The organism is Stappia sp. G46H5W (assembly GCF_058448995.1).
Map to the genome: position 1 here is coordinate 1202908 of NZ_JBZFLL010000001.1, position 21327 is coordinate 1224234.

The following is a 21327-nucleotide window of genomic DNA, read 5'->3' on the forward strand; positions in this document are numbered from 1 at the left end:
GCGCCCCGTTCTATACGGTGCGCCGCAAAATACGCATTGCGGGGCTTCAAAAGGGCGGGGCTTGGATGATCAGGGGCAAGTCGGGTCGCTTCGGCAGGGATGTCGGGGAAGCAATGACAATGGGCAAGCGGGCGCGCGCAGCGCGACCTGCTTCCCTTGCAAGGGCTGTGTCGCTTGCCGCAGGTCTTGCGCTGCTTCCCGCAGCCAGCCTTGCCCAGCAGGCCTCCCCTTCGCTCCCGCAAGGTCTGGCCGGCGCCTATGAGGCGCTGGATGCCGCCTGGCAGCAGGCACCGCTGACCTTCGCCGCCCTCACCTTCACAGACGGCCCTGCGAGCGGCTACGGACGCTACACGCCGCGAGCGGACGCGGTGTTTGCCGCCGGCGACACGCTCACCGTCTATGCCGAGCCGGTCGGCTTCGGCCACGAACAGACGGCGGAAGGGTACGGGGCCCGGCTGACCGCCGGGTTCGAGCTGCTGAACACGTCCGGCCAGGTGCTGGCCGAGCAGACGGGCTTTGCAGACCTGCGCGCCGACAGCCGCAACCGCCTGCGCGAATTCCACGCAACGCTCAGCTTCGCCTTCGAGGGCCTGCGGCCCGGCGAGTATCGGCTGGTGACCAAGCTCACCGACACGGTGAGCGGCAAGACGGCCTCGGGCGAGCTTCCCTTCACCATCCGCGCGGCGGAGTGACGCCCGCCGGCTGATGGTTGCTGAAAGGGCCTGGCCCTACATCTGCAGCCGCAGCTTGGTGATCTCCTCGGCGATCCGCTCGAACGCCTCCACCAGTGCGCTGTTGGACTTCGCGTCGAACGCCATGGCCGGCGTCGTCGCGCAGTTCTTCATCATGTTGATGGTGCTGCTGCTCGAGATCTGGAAGGCCACCGTGTAGACCTGCACGCCGCCCTTTTTGGCGTTGGCGCAGGTCTGCAGCAGCCGGTCGTCCATCTTGTCCTGGATTGCCCAGTAACTGTCGACGCCACGGCCGAGGCGCTCCTCGGTGCCGTAGCCATAGGCGTTGATGCGCGTCTTGTTGAACGAGTTCTGCCCCTGGTAGGTGTTCTCGCCATCGGTCATGACGATCATCACCCGCACGTGCTCTTCTTCTTCGTCCTTCTTCGGCTCGCGCCCCTTGGTGAACGGCTCGGAGGGCGACAGGACCCGCCACCCCCAGACCGCACCCTGGTGAATGTTGGTGTGGCCGTCTGCCTTCATCGTCTGGATGTCGCGCAGCACCTGCGACTTGTCGTTGGTCAGATCGGTGATCGGCTGGGTCTTGCACCAGTAGTTCGGCCCGTTGACGGTCGTGTTGCCGAGCGCTCGCGGCTGGTCCTTGTACTTGCACAGGCGCTTCTGGGCATATTCCCAGCGATCCATCCCCGAAGAGCCGTAAGCCTTTTTCGCCGTCTGCGTGCAGGCGCCGCGGTCATCGTCCAGATAGTTGTTGTAGTAGCTGTCGCCCCACTTCTTGTTGGCGTTCGACGGCTCGTCAGGAGCGAATTGCGGCACGAAGAGCGTTGCCGGATTGGAGCTCGACGGCGGCGTGTCGTCGACATCGTACGGCATCGGCCGGGCCTCGACGCATCCCATCCAGTCCGTATGCTTCAGCTGCTTGAACAGGGTGAAACGGCTCGGCTTGCCGTTGGTCAAAAGCTTGCTGTCGAACTCCGCCGGATCCGGCGTGCCGTTCGAGCGGGTCTCGAAATTCTTCCAGTGGATCGGCGAGGCGCCTTCCTGATCCATCCAGGAGGCCGTCGCCTTGTCGGCGCCGACATTGACGAAGGAGGTGAACGGCACGAGGCCGATCTGCACGCGGTCCTTCTTGTCGCCGTCCTCGTTGATCTTGAACAGCGTCTCGGTGAGATCCTTCGCGGCCTTCTTCAGGGTCGACATGCGGCTGCCGGCCATCGAGCCGGAATTGTCGAGCACCATCACCACGTCGAAGGTCGCCTTGCCGACCACCGTCTGCGACATGACGAGCACGTCGATCCGCGGCTTGTTCATCAGGCTGCCGAGCATGGTCTTGACCGGCTTTCCGGCGGTCACCGTCACCGTACCCTTGACCACCGAGACCTTCAGCTCGACATCGTCGATGTCGCCCGGGTAGATCGCCCTGAAATACTCCTCGGCATTGGTCTTCACCTTGGCCTCGGACAGGCCCTGGCTGCCGTAGTTGGCCGCCAGCGCGGTCGCATCGACCGCCGCCTGCAGGTCCACCTTGACGTTGTAGGCGCGCGTGTAATCGATCGCCGCGCCCGTCACCATCAGGCACACGCCGGTACACACGGCGAGTGGCACCACGATGCTGCCGCGGCGGTCGGATACGAAACGTCGTGCAAGCTGATGGATCTTGATCATGGTCGCACCCTAGCGGCGAGCCATTGCCAAAATCTTTTCGAAGATCGTTAACGCAGCAGAAACCTTAACTTTCTGCCGGGCCGACCAGACCCGCCCCACCATTCCGCAGGGCGACCGCCGCCACGTAAAAAAAGCGCTTTGGCAGACCATTGACAGGTGGGGGAGAGGCGCCTACATCAAGCTCGCTGTTAGCACTCTCATTCACAGAGTGCCAACGTGGTCGGCGACCGGGCGACCCCGACGGAGGGGCGCAGGCGCGACAAGTACCACGCTGGCCCCAAAAGGAAAGAGCACGACATGAAGTTCCGTCCTCTGCATGATCGCGTCGTCGTTCGCCGCGTCGACTCCGAAGCGAAGACCGCCGGTGGCATCATCATCCCGGACACCGCCAAGGAAAAGCCGCAGGAAGGCGAAGTCGTCGCCGTCGGCCCCGGTGGCCGCAAGGACAATGGCGATCTGATCGCCCTCGACGTCAAGGCTGGCGATCGCGTGCTGTTCGGCAAGTGGTCGGGCACCGAAGTCAAGATCGACGGCGAAGACCTTCTGATCATGAAGGAAAGCGACATCATGGGCGTGGTCGGCTAAGCCGCACCGCGCTTTTCCTGTCCTTTTCGCGGTCGCCAGCCGCAGGCCCTCTTCAGGCCGCAGGCGCGATACCGCGATGACCCAAACCACATGGAGACCTGAAAATGGCTGCCAAAGACGTCAAGTTCTCTTCCGACGCCCGCGACCGCATGCTGCGCGGCGTGGACATCCTCGCCAACGCCGTCAAGGTGACGCTCGGCCCGAAGGGCCGCAACGTCGTCATCGACAAGGCCTTCGGTGCCCCGCGCATCACCAAGGACGGCGTCTCCGTCGCCAAGGAAATCGAGCTTGAGGACAAGTTCGAGAACATGGGCGCGCAGATGGTCCGCGAAGTCGCGTCGAAGACCAACGACATCGCCGGCGACGGCACGACCACCGCGACCGTCCTGGCCCAGGCCATCGTCCGTGAGGGCGTCAAGGCCGTTGCCGCCGGCATGAACCCGATGGACCTGAAGCGCGGCGTCGACCTGGCTGCCCAGACCGCCGTGAAGGACCTCGAGGCCCGCTCCAAGAAGATCTCCACCTCCGCCGAAGTGGCGCAGGTTGGCACGATCTCGGCCAACGGCGACACCCAGATCGGCGAGGACATCGCCAGCGCGATGCAGCGCGTCGGCAACGAGGGCGTGATCACCGTCGAGGAGGCCAAGTCGCTCGAGACCGAGCTCGAGGTCGTCGAGGGCATGCAGTTCGACCGCGGCTACCTGTCGCCCTACTTCGTGACCAACGCCGAGAAGATGGTCGCCGAGCTGGAGAAGCCGTACATCCTGCTGCACGAGAAGAAGCTCTCGAACCTGCAGGCCATGCTGCCGATCCTCGAGGCCGTCGTCCAGTCCAGCCGTCCGCTGCTGATCATCGCCGAGGACGTCGAGGGCGAGGCTCTCGCCACGCTCGTGGTCAACAAGCTGCGTGGTGGCCTGAAGATCGCCGCCGTCAAGGCTCCGGGCTTCGGTGACCGCCGCAAGGCCATGCTCGAGGACATCGCCGTCCTGACCGGCGGCACGGTGATCTCCGAGGATCTCGGCATCAAGCTCGAGAACGTCACGCTCGACATGCTCGGCACCGCCGAGAAGGTCTCCATCACCAAGGAGAACACCACCATCGTCGACGGCGCTGGCGACAAGGCCGACATCGAGGGCCGCGTTGCGCAGATCAAGGCGCAGATCGAGGAGACCACCTCCGACTACGACCGTGAGAAGCTGCAGGAGCGTCTTGCCAAGCTCGCCGGCGGCGTCGCGGTGATCCGCGTCGGCGGTGCGACCGAGGTCGAGGTGAAGGAGAAGAAGGACCGCGTCGACGACGCCCTCAACGCGACCCGCGCGGCCGTCGAGGAAGGCATCGTCCCGGGTGGCGGTGTTGCCCTGCTGCGTGCCAAGAAGGCCGTCGAGGCGCTGACCTCCGACAATCCGGACATCATGGCCGGCATCAAGATCGTCCTGCGCGCTCTTGAGGCTCCGATCCGCCAGATCGCCACGAACGCTGGCGTCGAAGGTTCGATCGTGGTCGGCAAGATCCTGGAGAACAACGACGAGACGTTCGGCTTCAACGCCCAGACGGAGAAGTACGTCAACATGGTGGAGACCGGCATCATCGACCCGACCAAGGTCGTGCGCACGGCCCTCCAGGACGCGGCTTCGATCGCCGGCCTGCTGATCACCACCGAGGCGATGGTCGCCGAGCTTCCGAAGAAGGACGCTCCGGCTCCGGCCATGCCGGGCGGCGGCATGGGCGGCATGGACTTCTAAGAAGTCCTGTCCCCGAAAAGACACGGATGGGCGGCCCTCGGGCCGCCCATTTGCGTTTGAAGGTAGTGTCGCCCTGGGCCACGCGACGGAGCGGGTTGGCGGCGTTGTCTCGCCCCCCTCCCCCACATGGACAGGCGCGCGCGCAAGGGGTATGGCGGGGCCGGAGAGCCGCCCGCAAAGGCCGGCCCCCAAAACCCGCAGAAGATCTGAGGAAGAGTGCAATGGACCGCGAAACGCTAGCCCGTATCGAGCGGCTGGAAGAGCAGCTCGCCTTCCAGACGCGCACCGTCGAGGAACTGAACGAGGTGGTGACCCGCCAGGCCGACCAGATCGACGCGTTGAACCGCCGCCTGACGGCCGTGGTCGAGCATGTCGAGGAGCTGGAGGATGCGGCCGCCGGCAATGTGCCGGTGACCAAGCCGCCGCACTACTGAGCCGCGTGCGGGCCGCGCCGGCTCACGCGCCGACGCGGGCGGCCAGAGGGTCGTAGAGCGGATTGTGGGTGCCGAACACGTAGTCGAGCGTCGTGACGCTGACATGCGGTGCGCCGTGGTCGCGCAGCAACGTTGCGCAGTCGGCGGCGCGATCCGCCGGGCAGTGCAGCAGCAGGGGCTGGCCGACCTGCGTGCCGAAGGGCGCGACCGCGCCGAACTGCTCGGCCGCGGTGCGGGCAGTCAGTTCCGGCGCCTGCACCAGCGCGCGGATCTCGCGATGCGAGCGGGCGCGCTCCTCGGCCGCGATACGGTCGAGGATAACCCGCGCGGCGGCGAGCTGCGCCGGCGTCCACTCGGCCTTCAGCGAGGCGACGAGATGCGCCTGGCTCTTCAGGATGACGCCGTCGTCCAGCACCTTGAGATTGTTGGCGGCAAGCGTCGAGCCGGTGGTGGTGATGTCGACGACCAGCTCCGCCGTGCCGGCGGCCGGTGCGCCCTCGGTCGCGCCGGCGCTTTCTACGATCCGGTAATCGGACAGGCCGTGCTGCGCGAAGAAGGCCCGCGTCAGCGCCACATACTTGGTGGCGACGCGCAGCCGCCCGCCATTGCGCGCGCGGAAATGCGAGGCGACATCGACAAGATCGGCCATGGTCGACACGTCGATCCAGGCATCGGGCGCGGCCACGACCACATCCGCGAAGCCGAAGCCGAGCGGCGTCACCACATGCACCAGCTCCTCGGGCTGCGAGATCGTCTCGTGCACGAGATCGAGGCCGGTGACGCCCAGATGCGCCTGCCCGGTGCTGAGCTCGCGGGCGATCTCGGAGGCCGACAGGAAGGCGATCTCGACCTCGGAGGCGGCAAAGCGGCCGAGCCGGCCGCGATAGTTGCGCGCCCCGCCCGGACGGCCGACCGGCAGGCCGGCGCGGGCGAAGAAGTCGTGGGTGTTGTCCTGCAGCCGTCCCTTGGAGGGCACCGCGATGATCAGCGGCTGGGCAGCGGTTTCCGGCGAATGGGTCATGACAATGCGCCTCAGATCCGGTCGAGCCAGATGGAAAAGCCGGTCGCCGGGATGTGGGTCTCGGCGCCGAGCAGGGCGAGCAGACGGTCGTAGCGGCCGCCACCGACGATCTGGCCAGCGTCCTTGCGCGAGGCCGAATGGATCTCGAAGACGAAGCCCGTGTAGTAGTCGAGCCGGCGGCCGAAATCGGCTGAGAACTCAAGGTTCGCCACATCGACGCCGGCCGTCTCGAGCGCATCCAGCCGAGCGGTGAAGCCGGCAAGCGCCGGGGCCAGGTCCAGCCCCGAGCGGGCTGCGAAGCCTTCCAGCGCCGTCACCGCCTCGCGCGGACGCCCTCGGATCGACAGGAACGCGGAGAGCAGCTCGGCTGCCCGGTCGGTGCCGCTGTCATGGGTGGCGAGCGCCGCCTGTTCCAGCAGCCGCCCGGCAATGTCGGCGGCACTGCGGCCGGCGACCGGGCGCAGGCCCGAAAGCCGCAGCAGCTCGGCAACGGCCTCCTGTGCCGTCGCAGGATCGACACCATCGAGCGCGCGCATCAGGGCGGGCGCCGGCATGGCGCCATCCGGCACGCCGCCCGTCATGGCGGCGATGGCCGCGTCCAGCCGGTCGCGTTCGCCGAACAGCTCGCCGAGACGGCGATGCCACACGGGCGCAAGGTCCAACCCGTCGAGCACGGCGCGGAACAGCGCCTCGTCGCCGATCTGGATCGTCGCATCGTCGACGCCGAGCGTTGCAAGGCTCTCAAGCGCCAGCGCCAGGACATGCGCGTCGGCCTCGGCCTCGTCCGGCCGGCCGAAGCACTCGACGCCGGCCTGCATGAACTCGCCCGCGCCCTCGCGGCGCTGCCGGAACACCGGGCCGCAATAGGAATAACGCGCCGGAGTGGTCGCGCCGGGGCCGTCGAGATGGGCGCGGCAGACCGGGATCGTATAGTCCGGACGCAGGCACAGCTCCTCGCCGGCCGCATCCGAGGTCAGGTACATGCGGCCACGGATGTCTTCGCCGATCAGGTCGAGAAACAGACTGGTCGGCTGCAGGATCGCCGGCTCAACAGTGGGAAAGCCGGCGGCTTCGAACAGGGCGGTCAGGGCCGCGTAGCGCGCGGCCTGCGGGCGTGCCGGGCTCACTGGGAGGCCCCCGCGTCGCCATTCTGCCGGGCGCGGTCCTCGGCCTGCTCGGCCAGCATCCGCCGCACGGTGGCGACGATGTCGGCCTCGGGGATGCTGACCTGCGCCGGGCGGCTTTCGCGCCAGGTCACATTGTCCTCGATCTCGCCGGCAAGGCGGGCGCCCTCGATCAGGTCCTTGATCTGGACGGTGCCTTCGGCGCGCTCGTCGCCGCCCTGGATGATGGCGAGCGGGCAGCCGCGGCGGTCGGCATATTTCAGCTGGTTGCCGAACTTCTTCCAGTTGCCCTGGTACATCTCGGCGCGAATACCGGCGGCGCGCAGCTCCTGCGTCATCTTCTGGTAGCGGGCAAGGCTTTCCGTGTCGCCGTCCATCACCGTGACCAGCACGGGGGCGACGACCTCGTCGGTCTTCAGCTTCTTCAGGTTCTTCAGCGCCGTCATCAGGCGCGAGACGCCGATGGAAAAGCCGGTCGCCGGCACGTCGCGCCCGGTGAAGCGCTTGACCAAGCCGTCATAGCGCCCGCCGCCGCCGACGGAGCCGAACTGCACGACTTCGCCCTTCTCGTTGGTGACGTCGAACAGCAGCTCGGCCTCGTAGACCGGGCCGGTGTAGTATTCGAGACCCCGAACGACGGAGGGATCGATTACCACGCGCCCATCATCATATCCGGATGCTTCAACGAGTTTTGCAATCGTCTCGAATTCAGCGACGCCTTCCGAGAAGGACTGGACTGGGCCATATATTTCGCTCTGCCGCATAGCGGAGAGCATGTCCTTCTCTACTGGCTCCGCTGACGGATCGGTCTCAGACGCGTAGACGAATACCGGGTTTAGAACGAATGGCTGAGGGTTTTGATCGTACGGCCGACTTCTCAGCTGCGTGAACCAAATCAAATGATCGATTTGCTTCTTGCTCAGCCCCGCACCCTTGGTGAAGTCGCCGCTCTCGTCCTTGCGGCCTTCGCCCAGCAGCAGGCGCACGCCCTCGATGCCGAACTTGTCGAGCTTGTCGATGGCGCGCAGCACGGTCAGCCGGCGCTCGGCATTCTCCTCGCCGCCAAGGCCGATGGCCTCCATCACGCCGTCGAGCACCTTGCGGTTGTTGACGCGGATGACATAGGACCCGCGCGGAATGCCGAGGGCCTCCATCGTGTCGGCCATCATCATGCACATCTCGGCATCCGCCTGGACGCCCGGCGCGCCAACGCTGTCGGCATCGAACTGCATGAACTGGCGGAAACGGCCCGGCCCCGGCTTCTCGTTGCGGAACACCCAGCCGGCGCGGTAGCTGCGGAACGGAAGCTGGATCTCGTTGATGTTCTCCGCCACATGACGGGCGAGCGGCGCGGTGAGATCGTAGCGCAGGCTCATCCACTGCTCGTCGTCGTCCTGCACCGAGAACACGCCGGCATTCGGCCGGTCGGTGTCGGGCAGGAACTTGCCGAGGCAATCGGTATATTCGAAGGCCGGCGTCTCGACCGGATCGAAGCCGTAGCGCTCGTAGACCTCGCGGATCTTCGCCAGCATCGCCTCGGTGGCGCGGATGTCGGCGGCCGAGCGGTCGACGAAGCCCCGCGGCAGGCGGGCCTTCAGCTTGGACGGTTTGTTCTTGGCCATCGGCGTATCGGAATCCATCGCGGGCGCGCATCCTTTTTTGCTCATGGCTCAAAAGACGCGCGCGTTCTTGCAGTTGCCGGTTTCCTAGACGAAACGGCCCGCGCGGGCAAGGACGCCGGGGAGAGGTGCCGCCGGGGCGCGCGGGACGCTGCGGCGGATCGGCGCTTGCAATCGGGGGCGTTCCGACTATGGTCCCGCGCGGTTCCGCCTTGCAGGCCATCGGGTCGCGGGCGGTCAAGACAGACCGGATCCCCTTGATGTTCGGAGTTCCCATGCCGGGCGACGGCATTCAGCACACGGGCGAGGCCGACGCTACGGCGCCGCTAGCCGCAGCACGGCTTTCGGTCGTGCTGCCGACCTACAACGAACGCGACAACCTGCCCGTCCTGATCGACCGGCTCGACGCCGCGCTCGCCGGCATCGCCTGGGAGGCGATCGTCGTCGACGACAATTCGCCGGACGGCACCGCAGACGTCGCCCGCGCCATCGCCGCGCGCGACCCGCGGGTGCGCGTCATCCGCCGTGTCGGGCGGCGCGGCCTGTCGGGCGCCTGCGTCGAGGGCATGCTGGCCTCCTCCGCCGACTATGTGGCGGTGATGGATGCCGACCTGCAGCACGACGAGACCTTGCTGCCGAAGATGCTGGCGGCCCTGTCCAACGGTGCGGCCGACCTTGCGGTGGCCAGCCGCCATGTGGAAGGCGGCGACGTGGGCACCGGCCTGTCCGGCGTGCGCGCCTCCGGCTCCGGCCTTGCCAACCGGCTGGCGCGGGTGCTGCTGAAGGTGACCTTGTCCGATCCGATGAGCGGCTTCTTCATGATCCGCCGGTCCGAAGTCGAGCGGCTGGCGCCCGGCCTTTCCTCGCAGGGCTTCAAGATCCTGCTCGACATCGTCGCCACCGCGCGCGGCTCCTTGCGCATCGTCGAGCTTCCCTTCGTCTTCCGCGAGCGCCTGCATGGCGAGAGCAAGCTCGACACGCTGGTGGCGCTCGACTTCCTGGGGCTCATCTTGTCCAAGCTCGTCGGAGACCTGGTCTCGATCCGCTTCCTGATGTTCATGCTGGTCGGCGCGTCCGGCGTCCTCGTCCACATGGCGGCGCTGTTCGCCATGATGGAGCTGGGCGGCCTGTCCTTCCCGGTGGCGCAGACGGCGGCGACCTTCGTCGCCATGACCACGAACTTCTGGCTCAACAACCGCCTGACCTATCGCGACCGCCGGCTGCGGGGCTTTGCGGCCCTACGCGGCCTCTTCACCTTCTACGTGGTGTGCAGCGTCGGTGTCGTCGCCAATGTCGGCGTCGCCTCGCTGGTCTACCAGGAGGATGCCGGTCGCATCCTGATCGGGCTTGCCGGCCTTGCCGGTGCGGTCATGGGCGCGGTGTGGAACTATGCCGCAAGCTCGGTGCTGACCTGGCGCAAGGCCTGAGGCCTCAGCAGGCCTTCGCGGCGCGACAAGGACGACGAGATGGCGGGACTGACCCCCAACAACGAGGCGCTAAAGCCGGGCGGCACGGCAACGGACGCCCTGCCCCTGTGGCTGCGCCCCCTGCCCCTCGCCCTTCTCGTGGCGGGCCTCACCGTGCTGCGGCTGCTGGTCGCCGCCGATGCCGGCCTTGCGGAAGACGAGGCCTATTACAGGCTCTGGGGTCTTTCTCCCGCCACCGGCTATTACGACCATCCGCCGATGGTCGCCTGGTTCGCCTTCCTCGGACAATCGCTGTTCGGCGACACCGCGCTCGGCCTGCGTTTCATGTCGGTGCTGTCGGCCGCCATCGGCTCGGCCGCGCTGTGGCGCACCGGGCAGTTGCTCTATGGCACGCGCGTTGCCGGCCTTGCGGTCCTGTTCCTCAACGCCAGCCTGCTGATCGGCGTCGGCAGCCTGCTGGCAACGCCCGATGCGCCGTCCGTGCTGTTCTGGGGCCTTGCCATCTGGGCGCTGGCGGAGCTGACGGCGAGCGAGAACCCCTGGTGGTGGCTGGCGGTCGGCGTCTTCGCCGGGCTGGGCCTCAACGCCAAGTATTCGGTGCTGTTTCTCGGCGCCGGCATCGTGCTCTATCTCGTCTTCGTGCCGCAGGCGCGCCGCTGGTGGGGCGCCTGGCAACTCTGGGCCGGCGGGCTGCTCGCCGCCCTCCTGGTAGCACCGGTGGTCGGCTGGAACGCGGCGCATGAATGGGCCTCCTTCACCAAGCAGTTCGGCCGTGCCGTGCCGGAGGGCTGGAGCTCGCGCTACCTGCCGGAATTCCTGGGCGCGCTCATCGGCCTTGCCAATCCGCTGGTCGCGGTGCTTGCAGGCATCGGCGTGGTGCGCATCGTCCGCGCCGCCCTGCGGGGCGAGGCGGCCGGCGGCCTGCTGCTGTGGACCAGCCTGCCTTTCCTGGTCTATCTGCTGGCGCATTCGCTGCATTCGCGCGTGCAGGGCAACTGGCCCGCGCCGCTGTTTCCGGCCATCGCCCTTGCCGCTGCACTGGTCGCGGCAAACCCGCCGCTGCGGCCGGGCACAAGGTTCTGGCAGCGCTTCTCGGCCGTCGCCGTGGCGCTCGGGCTCGCCGTATCGCTGGTCGTCTACGTCCATGCGGTGGCACCGTTGACCGGGGCCTTCGCGCGCAAGGACCCGACGCACCAGACCCGCGGCTGGGAAGAGATCGGTTCGGCGCTAGAGGCTCTTGCGCGCGAACAGGGTGCGGCATGGATCGCCACCAACGCCTACAGCCTCAATGCCCAACTCTCCTGGCAGCTCGACAAGGCAATGCCGGTGGAACAGGTCGACCAGCGCATCCGTTACGCGATGCGGCCCGATCCGGACGCGGGCACGCTGGCGCAGCCGGCGCTGTTCGTCGCCGAGGAGCGGCGGGATCCCGGCCTTGAGCGCCTCTCGGCCCGCTTTGCCGAGGTGGAGCGCGTCGCCGTGCTCACCCGCAGCTCGCGCGGCACGCCCATCGAGAACCTGATCGTCTACCGGGTCGCCGAACCGCTCGCGGGCGGGCCTCTGGATCCCGTCTACCCGCTGCCGTGATCGGCACACGGTTGGGCCGCATATAATCGACAGAATAAAATTGGGACTGGCGTCGGCGCGCCGGTCCTTGCATAGAATTTCACCATGAAACGGATCCTCCTCACGTCAGCAGATTACGGCCTGGCCTTCGGTGTCGACCGGGCCTTGCGCGAGCTGATCTCGGCCGGCGCGCTCTCTGCCGTGGGATGTCTCGTCGTCTCCGACCTGTGGTCGCGCGAGTACCTGCCGCTGCGCGATACGGTCGACAATGTCCGCCATCGCACCCTGGTCGGGTTGACGCTGACGCTGACCCGCCCCTTCGCGCCGCTCTCCGTGCGGGCGCGCAGCCAGTTCGGCAACGGCTTTCCAAAGGCGCGCTGGTGGCGCCTGCGGGGCGCGCTGCGCCTGCTTCCCGACGAGATGCTGGCCGAGGAGGTGGAAGCGCAGATCACCTGTTTCGAGGAGTTCTACCAGCGCCCGGCCGACTTCCTGCATGTGGCCGACGAGCTGCTTGCCGTGCCCGCCGTCGCGCGGGTCGTGTTGAAGCAGGTGACCCTGCGCCGCTGGCCGCCGCGCATCGTGATGCCGCAGCTCACCCCGCGTGCCGCCGCGCGCTTCACCCGCACGGTGCGGGACGCGGGGCTCAAGGTGCTGGAGCGCGGGCCCGACTTTCCCGATGCCATCGACGAGGCTCCCCATGTCCAGCACCTGCGGCGCGGGCTCAACGGGCTCGCCGACCGCACCGTCGTCTTCTGCCGACCGGGCGAAGTCGACGACCGGCTGAGGCGGGTGGAGCCGCGTGCGCGCCTCGACACGCGCAGCGCCCAGTTCGCCTTTTTCAAGGGCGATACGTTTCCGCTGCTGCTGATGGAGAAGGACATCTTCCTGTACTGAGCCACGGTGCGCGAGGCCCGAAAACGCGAAAACCGGCCCCCCGCGGGGATGGGGGACCGGTTTTTCGGGAGGGGCACTGCGAGGTCAGGAGAGCAGCGCCTGTTATGTCTGATATAGGGTGGACTGCGCCCTGTTACAGTGACGACAGTCACACAATCCGCTTTGCTGCCGGCGAAACCGCCGTAATATGGCCCGACGGGGCCAGTTCGGCCCGACGCGACGGGGCAGTCGCGTCGGCGCATTCCTCCAATTCATGCGGCATTCATGCGCCGGCCCCGAGAATGCGCGTCCCAGGGGACGAAGAATCGAGGCAGGACAGATGGTTGAACTGAGGAACTTCCTCGAGAACAGCTTTTCCATGGAAGGGCTGGACTGCAGCCTTGCCGCCGGCCTTGCCGCACTGGCCCGGCCGATGTCGGTGAAGCCCGGCGCCATCCTGTTCGAGGCAGGAGATCCGGGCAACGGCTGCTACGCGATCCTCGAGGGCTCGCTGAAGGTCTCCATCGTCAGCGTCGAGGGCGACGAGCAGCTGCTGGCCGTGCTCGGCCCCGGCGCCATCGTCGGCGAACTCGCGCTGCTGGACGGGCGGGCGCGTTCGGCCACCGTCACGGCGCTGAAGCCGACCCGCCTCGCCTTCATCGAGAAGCACGCCTTCGAGCGCTTCGCCGACGAGAACCCGGCGCTCTACCGCCACATGCTGTCGATCGTCGGCCAGCGGCTGCGCCAGGCCAACGACGTGCTGGCCGCACGCTCCTTCCTGCCCCTGCCCGGCCGCGTTGCCCAGACGTTGCTGCAGCTGGCCGACACCTTCGGCAAGCCGGTCGACAAGGATCGCATCCTGATCCACTACAAGCTGTCGCAGGCCGACATCGCCAACATGGCGGGTGCGGCGCGCGAGAATGTCAGCCGCGTCCTCAACGACTGGAAGCGCGCAGGCACGATCAGCCGCATTTCCGGCTACTACTGTCTGGAAAACCCGGAATGGCTGCGCCGCGCCTCGGCGCTGTAGGAGGGCGTCTCTTTCCAGTTCGCCGCCCTTGGCATTCGCTGCGGAACATGTGACATTTCAAGTCCCTGGCGCTCGGGAGGCTGTTGCCTCCCGCCTCGCCACCCGCCCGTTTGCCGCTGTCGGCCACCACGTCCGCACAGCCGGCCTTTCCAGCCCGAAGGGTCCCGCCGATGCCGTCACAAGAGCTTCTCGAGCTTTCCGCCGTCGAGCTTTCCCGCAAGATCCACGCCCGCGAGGTGTCGGCCCGCGAAGTGATGGAGGCAACGCTCGCCCGGATCGCCGCCGTCAACCCGCAGATCAACGCCATCGTCTCGCTGCGCGACGGCGATGCGCTGCTGGCCGAGGCCAATGCGGCGGACGTCGAGCTGGCCGAGGGACGCTCGCGCGGGCCGCTGCACGGAGTTCCTCAGGCGATCAAGGACCTCGCCATGACCGCCGGCATCCCGACGACCATGGGCTCGCCGGTCTTCGCCCGCCAGGTGCCGGAGGAGGACGGCATCCAGGTGGCGCGCATCCGGGCGGCCGGGGGCATCTTCATCGGCAAGACCAACGTGCCGGAATTCGGCCTCGGGTCGCATACCTACAACCCGCTGTTCGGGCCGACGCGCAACCCCTACGACACGACGCGCAGCGCCGGCGGCTCCAGCGGCGGCGCCGCGGCGGCGCTGGCCGCGCGCATGCTGACCGTCGCCGACGGCAGCGACATGATGGGATCGCTGCGCAATCCGGCCGGTTTCTGCAACGTGCTGGGCATGCGGCCGAGCTACGGCCGGGTGCCGTCGGGGCCGGGGCCGGAGAGCTTCTTCGACGGGATGGCGACCGAAGGGCCGATGGCGCGCAGCGTCGACGATCTGGCGCTGCTGCTGTCGGTGCAGGCCGGATACGATGCGCGCGCGCCGCAATCGCTGCCGGGCGACGGGAGCGAATTCGTGCCGCCGATCCGATCCGACATCGCCGGTCTCCGGGTCGGCTGGCTCGGCGATCTGGGCGGCCACCTGCCGTTCGAGCCGGAAATGCTGGAGCTGTGCCGGGCGGCGGTCGACGCCTTCGCCGGTCTCGGCTGCCGGGTCGAGGAGCCGGCGCCGGGCTTCGATGCGGAGCGGGTGTTCCAGGCCTGGGCGGACCTGCGGAGCTGGCGGGTTGCCGGAAAGCTCGGCGGTCTCTACGAGGCTGCGGCAACCCGCGACAAGCTGAAACCGGCGGCAATCTGGGAAATCGAGCGCGGCCGCGTGCTGACGCCGGCGCGGCTGGAAGAGGCGAGCGTGGTGCGCAGCGCCTTCTACCGGGCGGTGCTGCGGCTGTTCGAGAAGGTCGACGTGCTGATCCTGCCGACAGCGCAGGTGTTTCCGTTCGACGTCACGCTGGACTGGCCCAAGGAGGTCGGCGGACGGGTGATGGACACCTACCATCGCTGGATGGAAGTCGTTGTTCCGGCAAGCCTTCTGGGCCTGCCGGTGGTGGCGGTCCCGGCCGGATTTTCGGCAGAAGGCCTGCCGGCCGGCATCCAGATCATCGGCCGGCCGCGCGACGATCTCGGCGTCCTGCAGGCCGCGAAAGCCTATGAGCAGGCGACCGACTGGCTGTCGCGCAAACCGGTGCTTTAAACAAAAAAGGAGGCCGCTCCGGGGGAGAGCGGCCTCCTGGCCGGGTAGCCGATCGGGTAGGCATTCCGGCTGAGACCCGTAAGCGTGGGTCGAGCGGCGGATCGGGAAAGCCGTCGCACTTCGGATCTCGGCAAATTTACGCGGGCCGCAGGAAAGCGGATCACCACGGACGGACTTCGCCGCACGATTCAGAACAAGCTACTGATTATAAAAAGAAATCAATTTCGAGAATTTTCGAGACGGATTTTGCAAAATTTCGAGAAATTTTGCGACGCAGGCCCCTCTCGCGTCTCAATTTTCCCGAAATCGGCGCACGGGTGCGCACTCCGGCCTTAAGTCTCGACTTATCCCCGCCGAGCGGCGCGGGCGGCAAACGGGCTTATCCCCGCCTGCCGCCCCGCATGCAATACTCTCAATCGCGACGGTCGGCGTAGTTCGCCTCTTCCTCGTAATAGGCGTCGAAGCCGACGGCCTTGCGCAGGGAGGGGAAGTCGAGCAGCGCCGCATCGGGATGCTGGCCGGCCTTGATCACCTGCAGCGCCTCCTGCATGGCGCGCGTGACGGCCGAGAGCAGCGTCAGGGGATAGGCGGCGAGCCGGTAGCCGATGCGCTGCAGCTCGGCATGCGACAGGAGCGGCGTGGCGCCGCCCTCGACGAGATTGGCCATGTGGACGCCGGGCACCTCGCGGCAGATCCGCTCCATCTCCTCGACGGACTGCGGCGCCTCGACGAAGAGCAGGTCGGCACCGGCATCGCGGAAGGCGGCCGCACGCTCCAGCGCCTCGTCGAGCCCGTGGCCGTGGCGGGCATCGGTACGGGCGAGGATGAGAATGTCGGCGCCCTCCTCGCGGGCATCGACCGCCGCCTTGATGCGGTTGACGGCTTCCGTGCGGTCGACGACCAGCTTGCCGCGGGTGTGGCCGCAGCGCTTGGGCGCCACCTGGTCCTCGATCATGATCGCGGCAAAGCCGGCCTGGGCGTAGCCGCGCACCGTGCGCTTGACGTTGAGGGCATTGCCATAGCCGGTGTCGCCGTCGCCGATGACCAGCGCGCCGGTCGCCGCGCAGACATTGCGGCCGGTGTCGACCATCTCGCCATAGGAGATGAGGCCGGTGTCGGGCGCGCCGATGCGAGCGGCCGAGACGGCAAAGCCCGACATGAAGGTGACCGGAAAGCCGGCATCGCCGATCAGCTTGGCCGACAGGCCGTCGAAGCAGCAGGGCATGACCGTGAGCGGGGTCGCGGCGAGATGGGCGCGAAGACGCGCGGCGGGAGAGGACATGGACTTGCCTTTTCGCTGGAAACCGGGCGCCCGGCGCGCGCCTACAGCCGGAAGGGGATGTAGAGCGCGACGGCGGGCCACCAGAAGATGATGGCGGCGCTGGCCAGCATGATCACGAGGAACGGCAGGACGCCGGTTGCGACCTCGCCCATGCTCGCCTTTCCGACCGCCTGTATCACATAGAGATTGAGACCGACAGGCGGGGTGATCAGGGCGCATTCGATCATGATGACGAAGAACACGCCGAACCAGATCGGGTCGATGCCGAGCGCCATCAGCGCGCCGGACAGCACCGGCACCATGATCAGGATCATCGACAGCGATTCCAGGAACAGGCCCATCACCAGCAGGACGAGGGCGACGACCAGCACGAACATGCCGGCGGTCGCGATATGTTCGGACAGGAACAGCGAGATGTCCTGGGGAATGCGGTAGAGGGTGATCGCCTTGCCGAAGACCTTGGCACCGGCGACGATCAGCAGGATCGCCACCGTCGTGGTCATGGCCTCGGCGACCGCGTCGCGGAACTTCGGCCAGTCGAGGGTACGCAGCACCGGCCCGACGACGATCAGCGAGCCGAGAAAGCCGATGGCCGCCGCCTCGGTGGGCGTGAAGATGCCCATGTAAATGCCGGAAATGACGAAGGCGGCGAGCAGCACGGTCGGGAAGGCGCGGATGGCGGTGCGTCGGCGCTCGTCCCAGGTGGCGCGTGGGCTCGGCTGGTAGTCGGCGGCGAAGCTCGCATAGAGCACCGACCAGGCGATGAACAGCACCATCAGCAGCAGGCCCGGGCCGACGCCGGCCAGGAACAGGGCGATGATCGATTCCTCGGTGATGACGCCGTAGACGATCATCGGGATCGAGGGCGGAATGAGAATGCCGAGCGTGCCGCCGGCGGCCAACAGGCCGAGCACGAAGCGGCGCGGATAGCCGCGCGAGGTCATCTCCGGGATCGCCACGGTGCCGATGGTTGCGGCCGTGGCGACGGAGGAACCGGAGATCGCCGCGAAGATGCCGCAGGACAGGATGGTGGCGATGGCAAGACCGCCCGGCCAATGGCCGACCCAGGCCTGCACGGCAGCGAAGAGATCCCGCCCGACGCCGCCCTTCAGCAGCACGTTGGACATCAGGAGGAACAGCGGCACGGCGATCAGCACGAAGCTGTCGGCCGCAGACAGCAGCCCCTGCGGCACCATCAGCGGCGAGAAACCGCCGAAATAGAGCAGGCCGAAGCCGAGGCCGGCCATGGTGAAGGCCACCGGCACGCCGACCAGCAGCAGGGCGAACAGCGCCAGAAGAATGATGATGGTGGTCATCTAGTGCTCCACCGAACCGCGGGGAAGATCGTCGGCCCCGCCAATGGCGACGCGCAGCGCCTCCGCCAGCGCCTGAAGGCCAAGCAGTGCGAAGCAGACCGGAAGCGAGGCCTGCGACCACCAGGCCGGCAGGTCGAGCATGGAGCCGGTGGTGCGGCCGCGATGGAAGGAATCGTAGGCAATGCCGGCACCGTCATAGACGATGAGCGCGGCAAGACCTGCAATGAAGAGCAGGACGAACACTTCCTGCACCTGCCGCAGTCGGGGCGAAAGGTGATCGGTCAAGAGGGTGATGGTGATGTGCTGGCGCCGGTGCAGCAGGATCGCCGCCCCGCCGAAGGTAGCCCAGACGAGCAGCATGCGCGCCAGTTCCTCGGCCCATATGGTCGGGGCGATGAAGACATAGCGCATCACCACCTCGTAGCCGAGCATCAGGGCGGTGGCGAAATAGGCCCAGCCCGCCACCGTCCCGGCCAGTCGGGAAACGGCGTCGATCACACGCAGCATCGGGTCAATCCCAGCTTGTATTGCGGAAGGTCCGGGTGCGCCGGGGCGGAACGGGCCGCCCCGACGCTCATTCCGGAAAAGGGGTCAGTTCCTGAGGGCGCGGGCGGCCTCGAGAACCTTGGCGCCAAGTTCACCCGCGTCGGCGAGGAACTGGTCGTAGACCGGCTGTGCGGCGGCTTCCCAGGCAGCGATTTCCTCGGCGGTCGGCTCGTAGATGGTCATGCCGTTCTCGCGAGCGGCCTTGTAGGAGGTGGCCTCGATGTCCGACATGCGGTCGCGCACGTCCTTCTCGGCGAACAGGGCCGCCTCGGTGATCCAGGCGCGGTGCTGCTCCGGCAGGCCCTGCCAGAACTGCTCGTTGATCACGACGATGAACTCGATATCGGCATTGTTGGTCACGGTGATCGTGTCCATGACCTCCCACAGGCGCCGGGCGTCGACGCCGGACACGCCGGTCATGCCGACATCCACGGTGCCGCGCTGGTAGGCGATGTACTGCTCCGAGCCGGAGACCAGGGTCGGCGCGCCGCCGGCGGCCTTGATCCACTCGCCGAGCGTCTTGCCGAACACGCGGACCTTCTTGCCCTTCAGGTCGGCCGGAGTGCGGATCGGCTCGCCCTTCGACAGCAGCACGGAGCCGCCATAAGCCTGCCACCACACGACGCGGGCGCCGGTCTCCAGGATCGCCTCGTCGAGCGGGCCACGCACCGGGCTGCCCGGAGCCACCGCCTTGCGCACCAGATCCTCGCTGTTGAGCAGGAACGGCATGTAGAAGACGTCCACCGCCGGCACGTCGCCGACATAGCGGGTCAGCGAGGCGACGCCCATTTCGATGGCGCCGGAGCCGACAGCCTGCGGCACCTCGTTGTCCTTGTAGAGCTGGGCCGAGTCGTAGATCTCGACCTTGATGTCGCCGGCGGAGATCTCCTCGACCTTCTGCTTGAACAGGCTGACGTTCTCGCCGAGATGGCTCTTGAGCGGCAGCTGCAGCGTGATCCGCAGGGTGGTGGTGTCGGCGAAGGCCGCGGAAGCGGTCATCGCAAGGCCGGCGGCAAGGCCGATGGCATAGCGCGCGAATTTCATGTCAGTCCTCCCATGGGCAGCGCGTCGCGCGCCCCAAGCGACGCCGTTTCCCGGCGCCTGTCGTTCCGACAAGGGTTCTGGCTGCGGAGCGGACGGGAGACGACAACCGCTGGGGCCGTCCCGGTCGCTCCATGGCAACCCCTTGTGGCAAATGCCATGCCAGCTAAGCCGAAGCGAGGGGACCGCGCAACCTCCATGTGCCCGCCACTCACAACTGACACCGGGAGAAACCGCGAGGGCGGCGGGCAAGGGGCGGTTTCGGAAACGCCGGGGTGCGAGAGGCAGGCACGGTGGCTCTCCGGTCACGGGTCGCGGCTTCGCCTTGCCCGGGATGACGCCGGAGAGGCTGGAGCGCCGAGGCCTTCCCTGACCGTTCGGGATTACTGGATCCCGGTCTTCGGCTTTGCCGAAACTGGGATGACAGCCTGCGAGTGGGGCGAAGCGAAGACGGCGGGCAAGGAGCGGGCCCGCGCTCCGCCTCACTGCTGCTGAGGGTGCCAATGGGTCCCGGCTCTGCGCTTGCGCGCGGCCAGGATGACGGCCGAGAAGGAGGCGCGATCCCGCATCCCCTCTGCCGTCACCTCATCCTCCGCGCGTCACCCCGGACGAGCATTGCGAGATCCGGGGGCTATTGGTTTCCAGAGCGATGTCGGGAGGCCGCTAACCTCTCCTCTCGTCATCCCGCACGCAGCGAAGCCGAGATGCGGGATGACGCCGGAGAAGCTGGAGCGTCGAGGCCCTTCCCTGACCGTTCGGGCTTACTGGATCCCGGTCTTCGGCTTCGCCGAAACCGGGATGACAGCCGAAGGGAGCAAAGGCCCCCGCCTTATGTCGGGCGGACGAGCGCCTGGCGCTGGTGCTCCGCCTCCTCGCGCACCCAGCAGCCCTCGAGATGGTCGTTGACCAGCCCCATGGCCTGCATGAAGGCATAGACCGTGGTGGGGCCGACGAAGCTCCAGCCGCGCTTCTTCAGGTCCTTCGACAGGGCGCGGGAGGCCGGTGTCTGGGCAAGAACCGACACCGACGCGTGGTCGCAATAGTCCGGCCGGTCCTGCGGTCCGGGCTCGAAGCTCCAGAAATAGGCGGCGAGCGAGCCGCGCTCGGCGACAAGATCGCAGGCGCGGCGGGCGTTGTTGATGGTCGAGACGATCTTGCCGCGATGGCGGACGATGCCGGCATCCTGCAGCAACCGCTCCACATCGGCATCGCCGAACCGCGCCACCGCCTCGAAGTCGAACCCGGCAAACCCCGCGCGGAAGCTCTCGCGCTTGCGCAGGATGGTCAGCCAGGACAGGCCCGACTGGAACCCTTCCAGGCAGATCTTCTCGAACAGACGCCGGTCGTCGGTGACGGGGCGGCCCCATTCCCTGTCGTGATAGGCGAGATAGTCGGGCTTGTTGCCATGCCACCCGCAGCGGCAATGGCCGTCCTCGCCGCGCAGCAGCCCGCGCGGCAGGTCGTCCCGCGCTTCGGTCCCACCGCCCTGTCCGTCTGCCGCCTCGCTCATCGCGCCTCCTTGCAGCGCGTTTCTCGCGCCCGATTGTTCACTCTTTGTTCGAGATAGCAGGAACGGCAAGGCTTGTGAAGCGATGCCGTTTTTTCGCTCGCGCCGGGCTCACTACGTTCGCCGGCTCCGCGGGGGCGGGCAAAGCCCGGGCCGCCGTTGCGGCCTGGTTCCGGCTCGCGGGGTCTCCGCTCGCCTCCCCAGGTGTTTCGCTCGCGCCAGGCTCACCACGTTCGCCGGCTCCGCCGGGGGC

General features: G+C 67.5%; 18 protein-coding genes. 9 read left to right on the forward strand and 9 right to left on the reverse strand.

All coding sequences use genetic code 11. The features are described from left to right. Positions 1 to 113 precede the first annotated feature (113 nt). Positions 114 to 692 (forward strand): hypothetical protein, encoded by a 579-nt coding sequence (locus tag ACVJ6E_RS05065; protein ID WP_147421849.1) that lies wholly within the window; start codon positions 114 to 116, stop codon positions 690 to 692. A 36-nt stretch (positions 693 to 728) separates the two neighbouring features. On the opposite strand, the gene ACVJ6E_RS05070 is transcribed toward ACVJ6E_RS05065, so the two are convergent. After that, the gene (locus tag ACVJ6E_RS05070) at positions 729 to 2357 is read right to left on the reverse strand and encodes a TadE/TadG family type IV pilus assembly protein (protein WP_120268629.1); all 1629 of its coding nucleotides are present in this window, start codon (positions 2355 to 2357) and stop codon (positions 729 to 731) included. 297 nt (positions 2358 to 2654) lie between these two features. On the opposite strand from ACVJ6E_RS05070, the gene groES reads away from it, so the two are divergent. The 3 genes from groES to ACVJ6E_RS05085 all read left to right on the forward strand — a co-directional run bounded on the left by groES (position 2655) and on the right by ACVJ6E_RS05085 (position 5118). After that, positions 2655 to 2942 (forward strand): co-chaperone GroES, encoded by a 288-nt coding sequence (gene groES / locus ACVJ6E_RS05075; RefSeq protein ID WP_067220552.1) that lies wholly within the window; start codon positions 2655 to 2657, stop codon positions 2940 to 2942. A gap of 104 nt (positions 2943 to 3046) precedes the next feature. Then, complete coding sequence (gene groL, locus ACVJ6E_RS05080; RefSeq protein WP_120268628.1) at positions 3047 to 4684, forward strand: chaperonin GroEL; 1638 nt, start codon at positions 3047 to 3049, stop codon at positions 4682 to 4684. A gap of 221 nt (positions 4685 to 4905) precedes the next feature. Further along, positions 4906 to 5118: a SlyX family protein gene (locus ACVJ6E_RS05085; RefSeq protein WP_120268627.1), complete on the forward strand. Its 213-nt coding sequence runs from the start codon at positions 4906 to 4908 to the stop codon at positions 5116 to 5118. A gap of 22 nt (positions 5119 to 5140) precedes the next feature. On the opposite strand, the gene hisG is transcribed toward ACVJ6E_RS05085, so the two are convergent. Genes hisG through hisS form a run of 3 tightly spaced genes read right to left on the reverse strand, consistent with a single transcriptional unit; the run spans position 5141 to position 8885 of the window. Beyond that, complete coding sequence (hisG, locus tag ACVJ6E_RS05090; RefSeq protein ID WP_120268626.1) at positions 5141 to 6139, reverse strand: ATP phosphoribosyltransferase; 999 nt, start codon at positions 6137 to 6139, stop codon at positions 5141 to 5143. 11 nt (positions 6140 to 6150) lie between these two features. Next, positions 6151 to 7266, reverse strand: coding sequence for an ATP phosphoribosyltransferase regulatory subunit (locus ACVJ6E_RS05095; protein ID WP_120268625.1), 1116 nt, complete (start codon positions 7264 to 7266; stop codon positions 6151 to 6153). Beyond that, positions 7263 to 8885 carry a histidine--tRNA ligase gene (hisS, locus tag ACVJ6E_RS05100; RefSeq protein ID WP_120269232.1) on the reverse strand — a complete coding sequence of 541 codons (1623 nt, stop codon included), beginning with the start codon at positions 8883 to 8885 and terminating at the stop codon, positions 7263 to 7265. The genes ACVJ6E_RS05095 and hisS overlap by 4 nt, the downstream gene beginning before the upstream one ends. Positions 8886 to 9157: 272 nt before the next feature. Between hisS and ACVJ6E_RS05105 the strand changes: the two genes are divergently transcribed. The 5 genes from ACVJ6E_RS05105 (at position 9158) to ACVJ6E_RS05125 (ending at position 15382) form a co-directional block, all read left to right on the forward strand. Next, entirely contained in the window at positions 9158 to 10309 is a 1152-nt protein-coding gene (locus ACVJ6E_RS05105) for a glycosyltransferase family 2 protein (RefSeq protein WP_120269231.1), read from the forward strand. Positions 10310 to 10348: 39 nt separating this feature from the next. Further along, the gene (locus ACVJ6E_RS05110) at positions 10349 to 11896 is read left to right on the forward strand and encodes a glycosyltransferase family 39 protein (RefSeq protein ID WP_120268624.1); all 1548 of its coding nucleotides are present in this window, start codon (positions 10349 to 10351) and stop codon (positions 11894 to 11896) included. Between the two features lie 84 nt (positions 11897 to 11980). Next, entirely contained in the window at positions 11981 to 12769 is a 789-nt protein-coding gene (locus ACVJ6E_RS05115; RefSeq protein WP_120268623.1) for a ChbG/HpnK family deacetylase, read from the forward strand. Positions 12770 to 13088: 319 nt separating this feature from the next. After that, positions 13089 to 13778, forward strand: a complete 690-nt coding sequence (locus tag ACVJ6E_RS05120) for a Crp/Fnr family transcriptional regulator (RefSeq protein WP_120268622.1) — start codon at positions 13089 to 13091, stop codon at positions 13776 to 13778. A gap of 170 nt (positions 13779 to 13948) precedes the next feature. Further along, the gene (locus ACVJ6E_RS05125) at positions 13949 to 15382 is read left to right on the forward strand and encodes an amidase (RefSeq protein WP_120268621.1); all 1434 of its coding nucleotides are present in this window, start codon (positions 13949 to 13951) and stop codon (positions 15380 to 15382) included. Between the two features lie 412 nt (positions 15383 to 15794). Here the strand turns inward: ACVJ6E_RS05125 and ACVJ6E_RS05130 are convergent, their stop codons facing one another. The 5 genes from ACVJ6E_RS05130 to ACVJ6E_RS05150 all read right to left on the reverse strand — a co-directional run bounded on the left by ACVJ6E_RS05130 (position 15795) and on the right by ACVJ6E_RS05150 (position 21077). Next, entirely contained in the window at positions 15795 to 16664 is an 870-nt protein-coding gene (locus ACVJ6E_RS05130; protein ID WP_120268620.1) for an isocitrate lyase/PEP mutase family protein, read from the reverse strand. A gap of 41 nt (positions 16665 to 16705) precedes the next feature. After that, complete coding sequence (locus tag ACVJ6E_RS05135) at positions 16706 to 17980, reverse strand: TRAP transporter large permease (RefSeq protein ID WP_120268619.1); 1275 nt, start codon at positions 17978 to 17980, stop codon at positions 16706 to 16708. Continuing rightward, entirely contained in the window at positions 17981 to 18487 is a 507-nt protein-coding gene (locus ACVJ6E_RS05140) for a TRAP transporter small permease (protein WP_120268618.1), read from the reverse strand. It abuts the gene before it with no gap. Positions 18488 to 18571: 84 nt separating this feature from the next. After that, entirely contained in the window at positions 18572 to 19570 is a 999-nt protein-coding gene (locus tag ACVJ6E_RS05145) for a TRAP transporter substrate-binding protein (RefSeq protein WP_120268617.1), read from the reverse strand. Between the two features lie 826 nt (positions 19571 to 20396). Further along, the gene (locus tag ACVJ6E_RS05150; protein WP_120268616.1) at positions 20397 to 21077 is read right to left on the reverse strand and encodes a DNA-3-methyladenine glycosylase I; all 681 of its coding nucleotides are present in this window, start codon (positions 21075 to 21077) and stop codon (positions 20397 to 20399) included. Positions 21078 to 21327: the final 250 nt, after the last annotated feature.

Coding starts and splice junctions, on each gene's coding strand:
- ACVJ6E_RS05065 (WP_147421849.1), top strand. CDS start 114: ATGACAATGGGCAAGCGGGCGCGCGCAGCGCGACCTGCTTCCCTTGCA.
- ACVJ6E_RS05070 (WP_120268629.1), bottom strand. CDS start 2,357: ATGATCAAGATCCATCAGCTTGCACGACGTTTCGTATCCGACCGCCGC.
- groES (WP_067220552.1), top strand. CDS start 2,655: ATGAAGTTCCGTCCTCTGCATGATCGCGTCGTCGTTCGCCGCGTCGAC.
- groL (WP_120268628.1), top strand. CDS start 3,047: ATGGCTGCCAAAGACGTCAAGTTCTCTTCCGACGCCCGCGACCGCATG.
- ACVJ6E_RS05085 (WP_120268627.1), top strand. CDS start 4,906: ATGGACCGCGAAACGCTAGCCCGTATCGAGCGGCTGGAAGAGCAGCTC.
- hisG (WP_120268626.1), bottom strand. CDS start 6,139: ATGACCCATTCGCCGGAAACCGCTGCCCAGCCGCTGATCATCGCGGTG.
- hisS (WP_120269232.1), bottom strand. CDS start 8,885: ATGGCCAAGAACAAACCGTCCAAGCTGAAGGCCCGCCTGCCGCGGGGC.
- ACVJ6E_RS05105 (WP_120269231.1), top strand. CDS start 9,158: ATGCCGGGCGACGGCATTCAGCACACGGGCGAGGCCGACGCTACGGCG.
- ACVJ6E_RS05110 (WP_120268624.1), top strand. CDS start 10,349: ATGGCGGGACTGACCCCCAACAACGAGGCGCTAAAGCCGGGCGGCACG.
- ACVJ6E_RS05115 (WP_120268623.1), top strand. CDS start 11,981: ATGAAACGGATCCTCCTCACGTCAGCAGATTACGGCCTGGCCTTCGGT.
- ACVJ6E_RS05120 (WP_120268622.1), top strand. CDS start 13,089: ATGGTTGAACTGAGGAACTTCCTCGAGAACAGCTTTTCCATGGAAGGG.
- ACVJ6E_RS05125 (WP_120268621.1), top strand. CDS start 13,949: ATGCCGTCACAAGAGCTTCTCGAGCTTTCCGCCGTCGAGCTTTCCCGC.
- ACVJ6E_RS05130 (WP_120268620.1), bottom strand. CDS start 16,664: ATGTCCTCTCCCGCCGCGCGTCTTCGCGCCCATCTCGCCGCGACCCCG.
- ACVJ6E_RS05135 (WP_120268619.1), bottom strand. CDS start 17,980: ATGACCACCATCATCATTCTTCTGGCGCTGTTCGCCCTGCTGCTGGTC.
- ACVJ6E_RS05140 (WP_120268618.1), bottom strand. CDS start 18,487: ATGCTGCGTGTGATCGACGCCGTTTCCCGACTGGCCGGGACGGTGGCG.
- ACVJ6E_RS05145 (WP_120268617.1), bottom strand. CDS start 19,570: ATGAAATTCGCGCGCTATGCCATCGGCCTTGCCGCCGGCCTTGCGATG.
- ACVJ6E_RS05150 (WP_120268616.1), bottom strand. CDS start 21,077: ATGAGCGAGGCGGCAGACGGACAGGGCGGTGGGACCGAAGCGCGGGAC.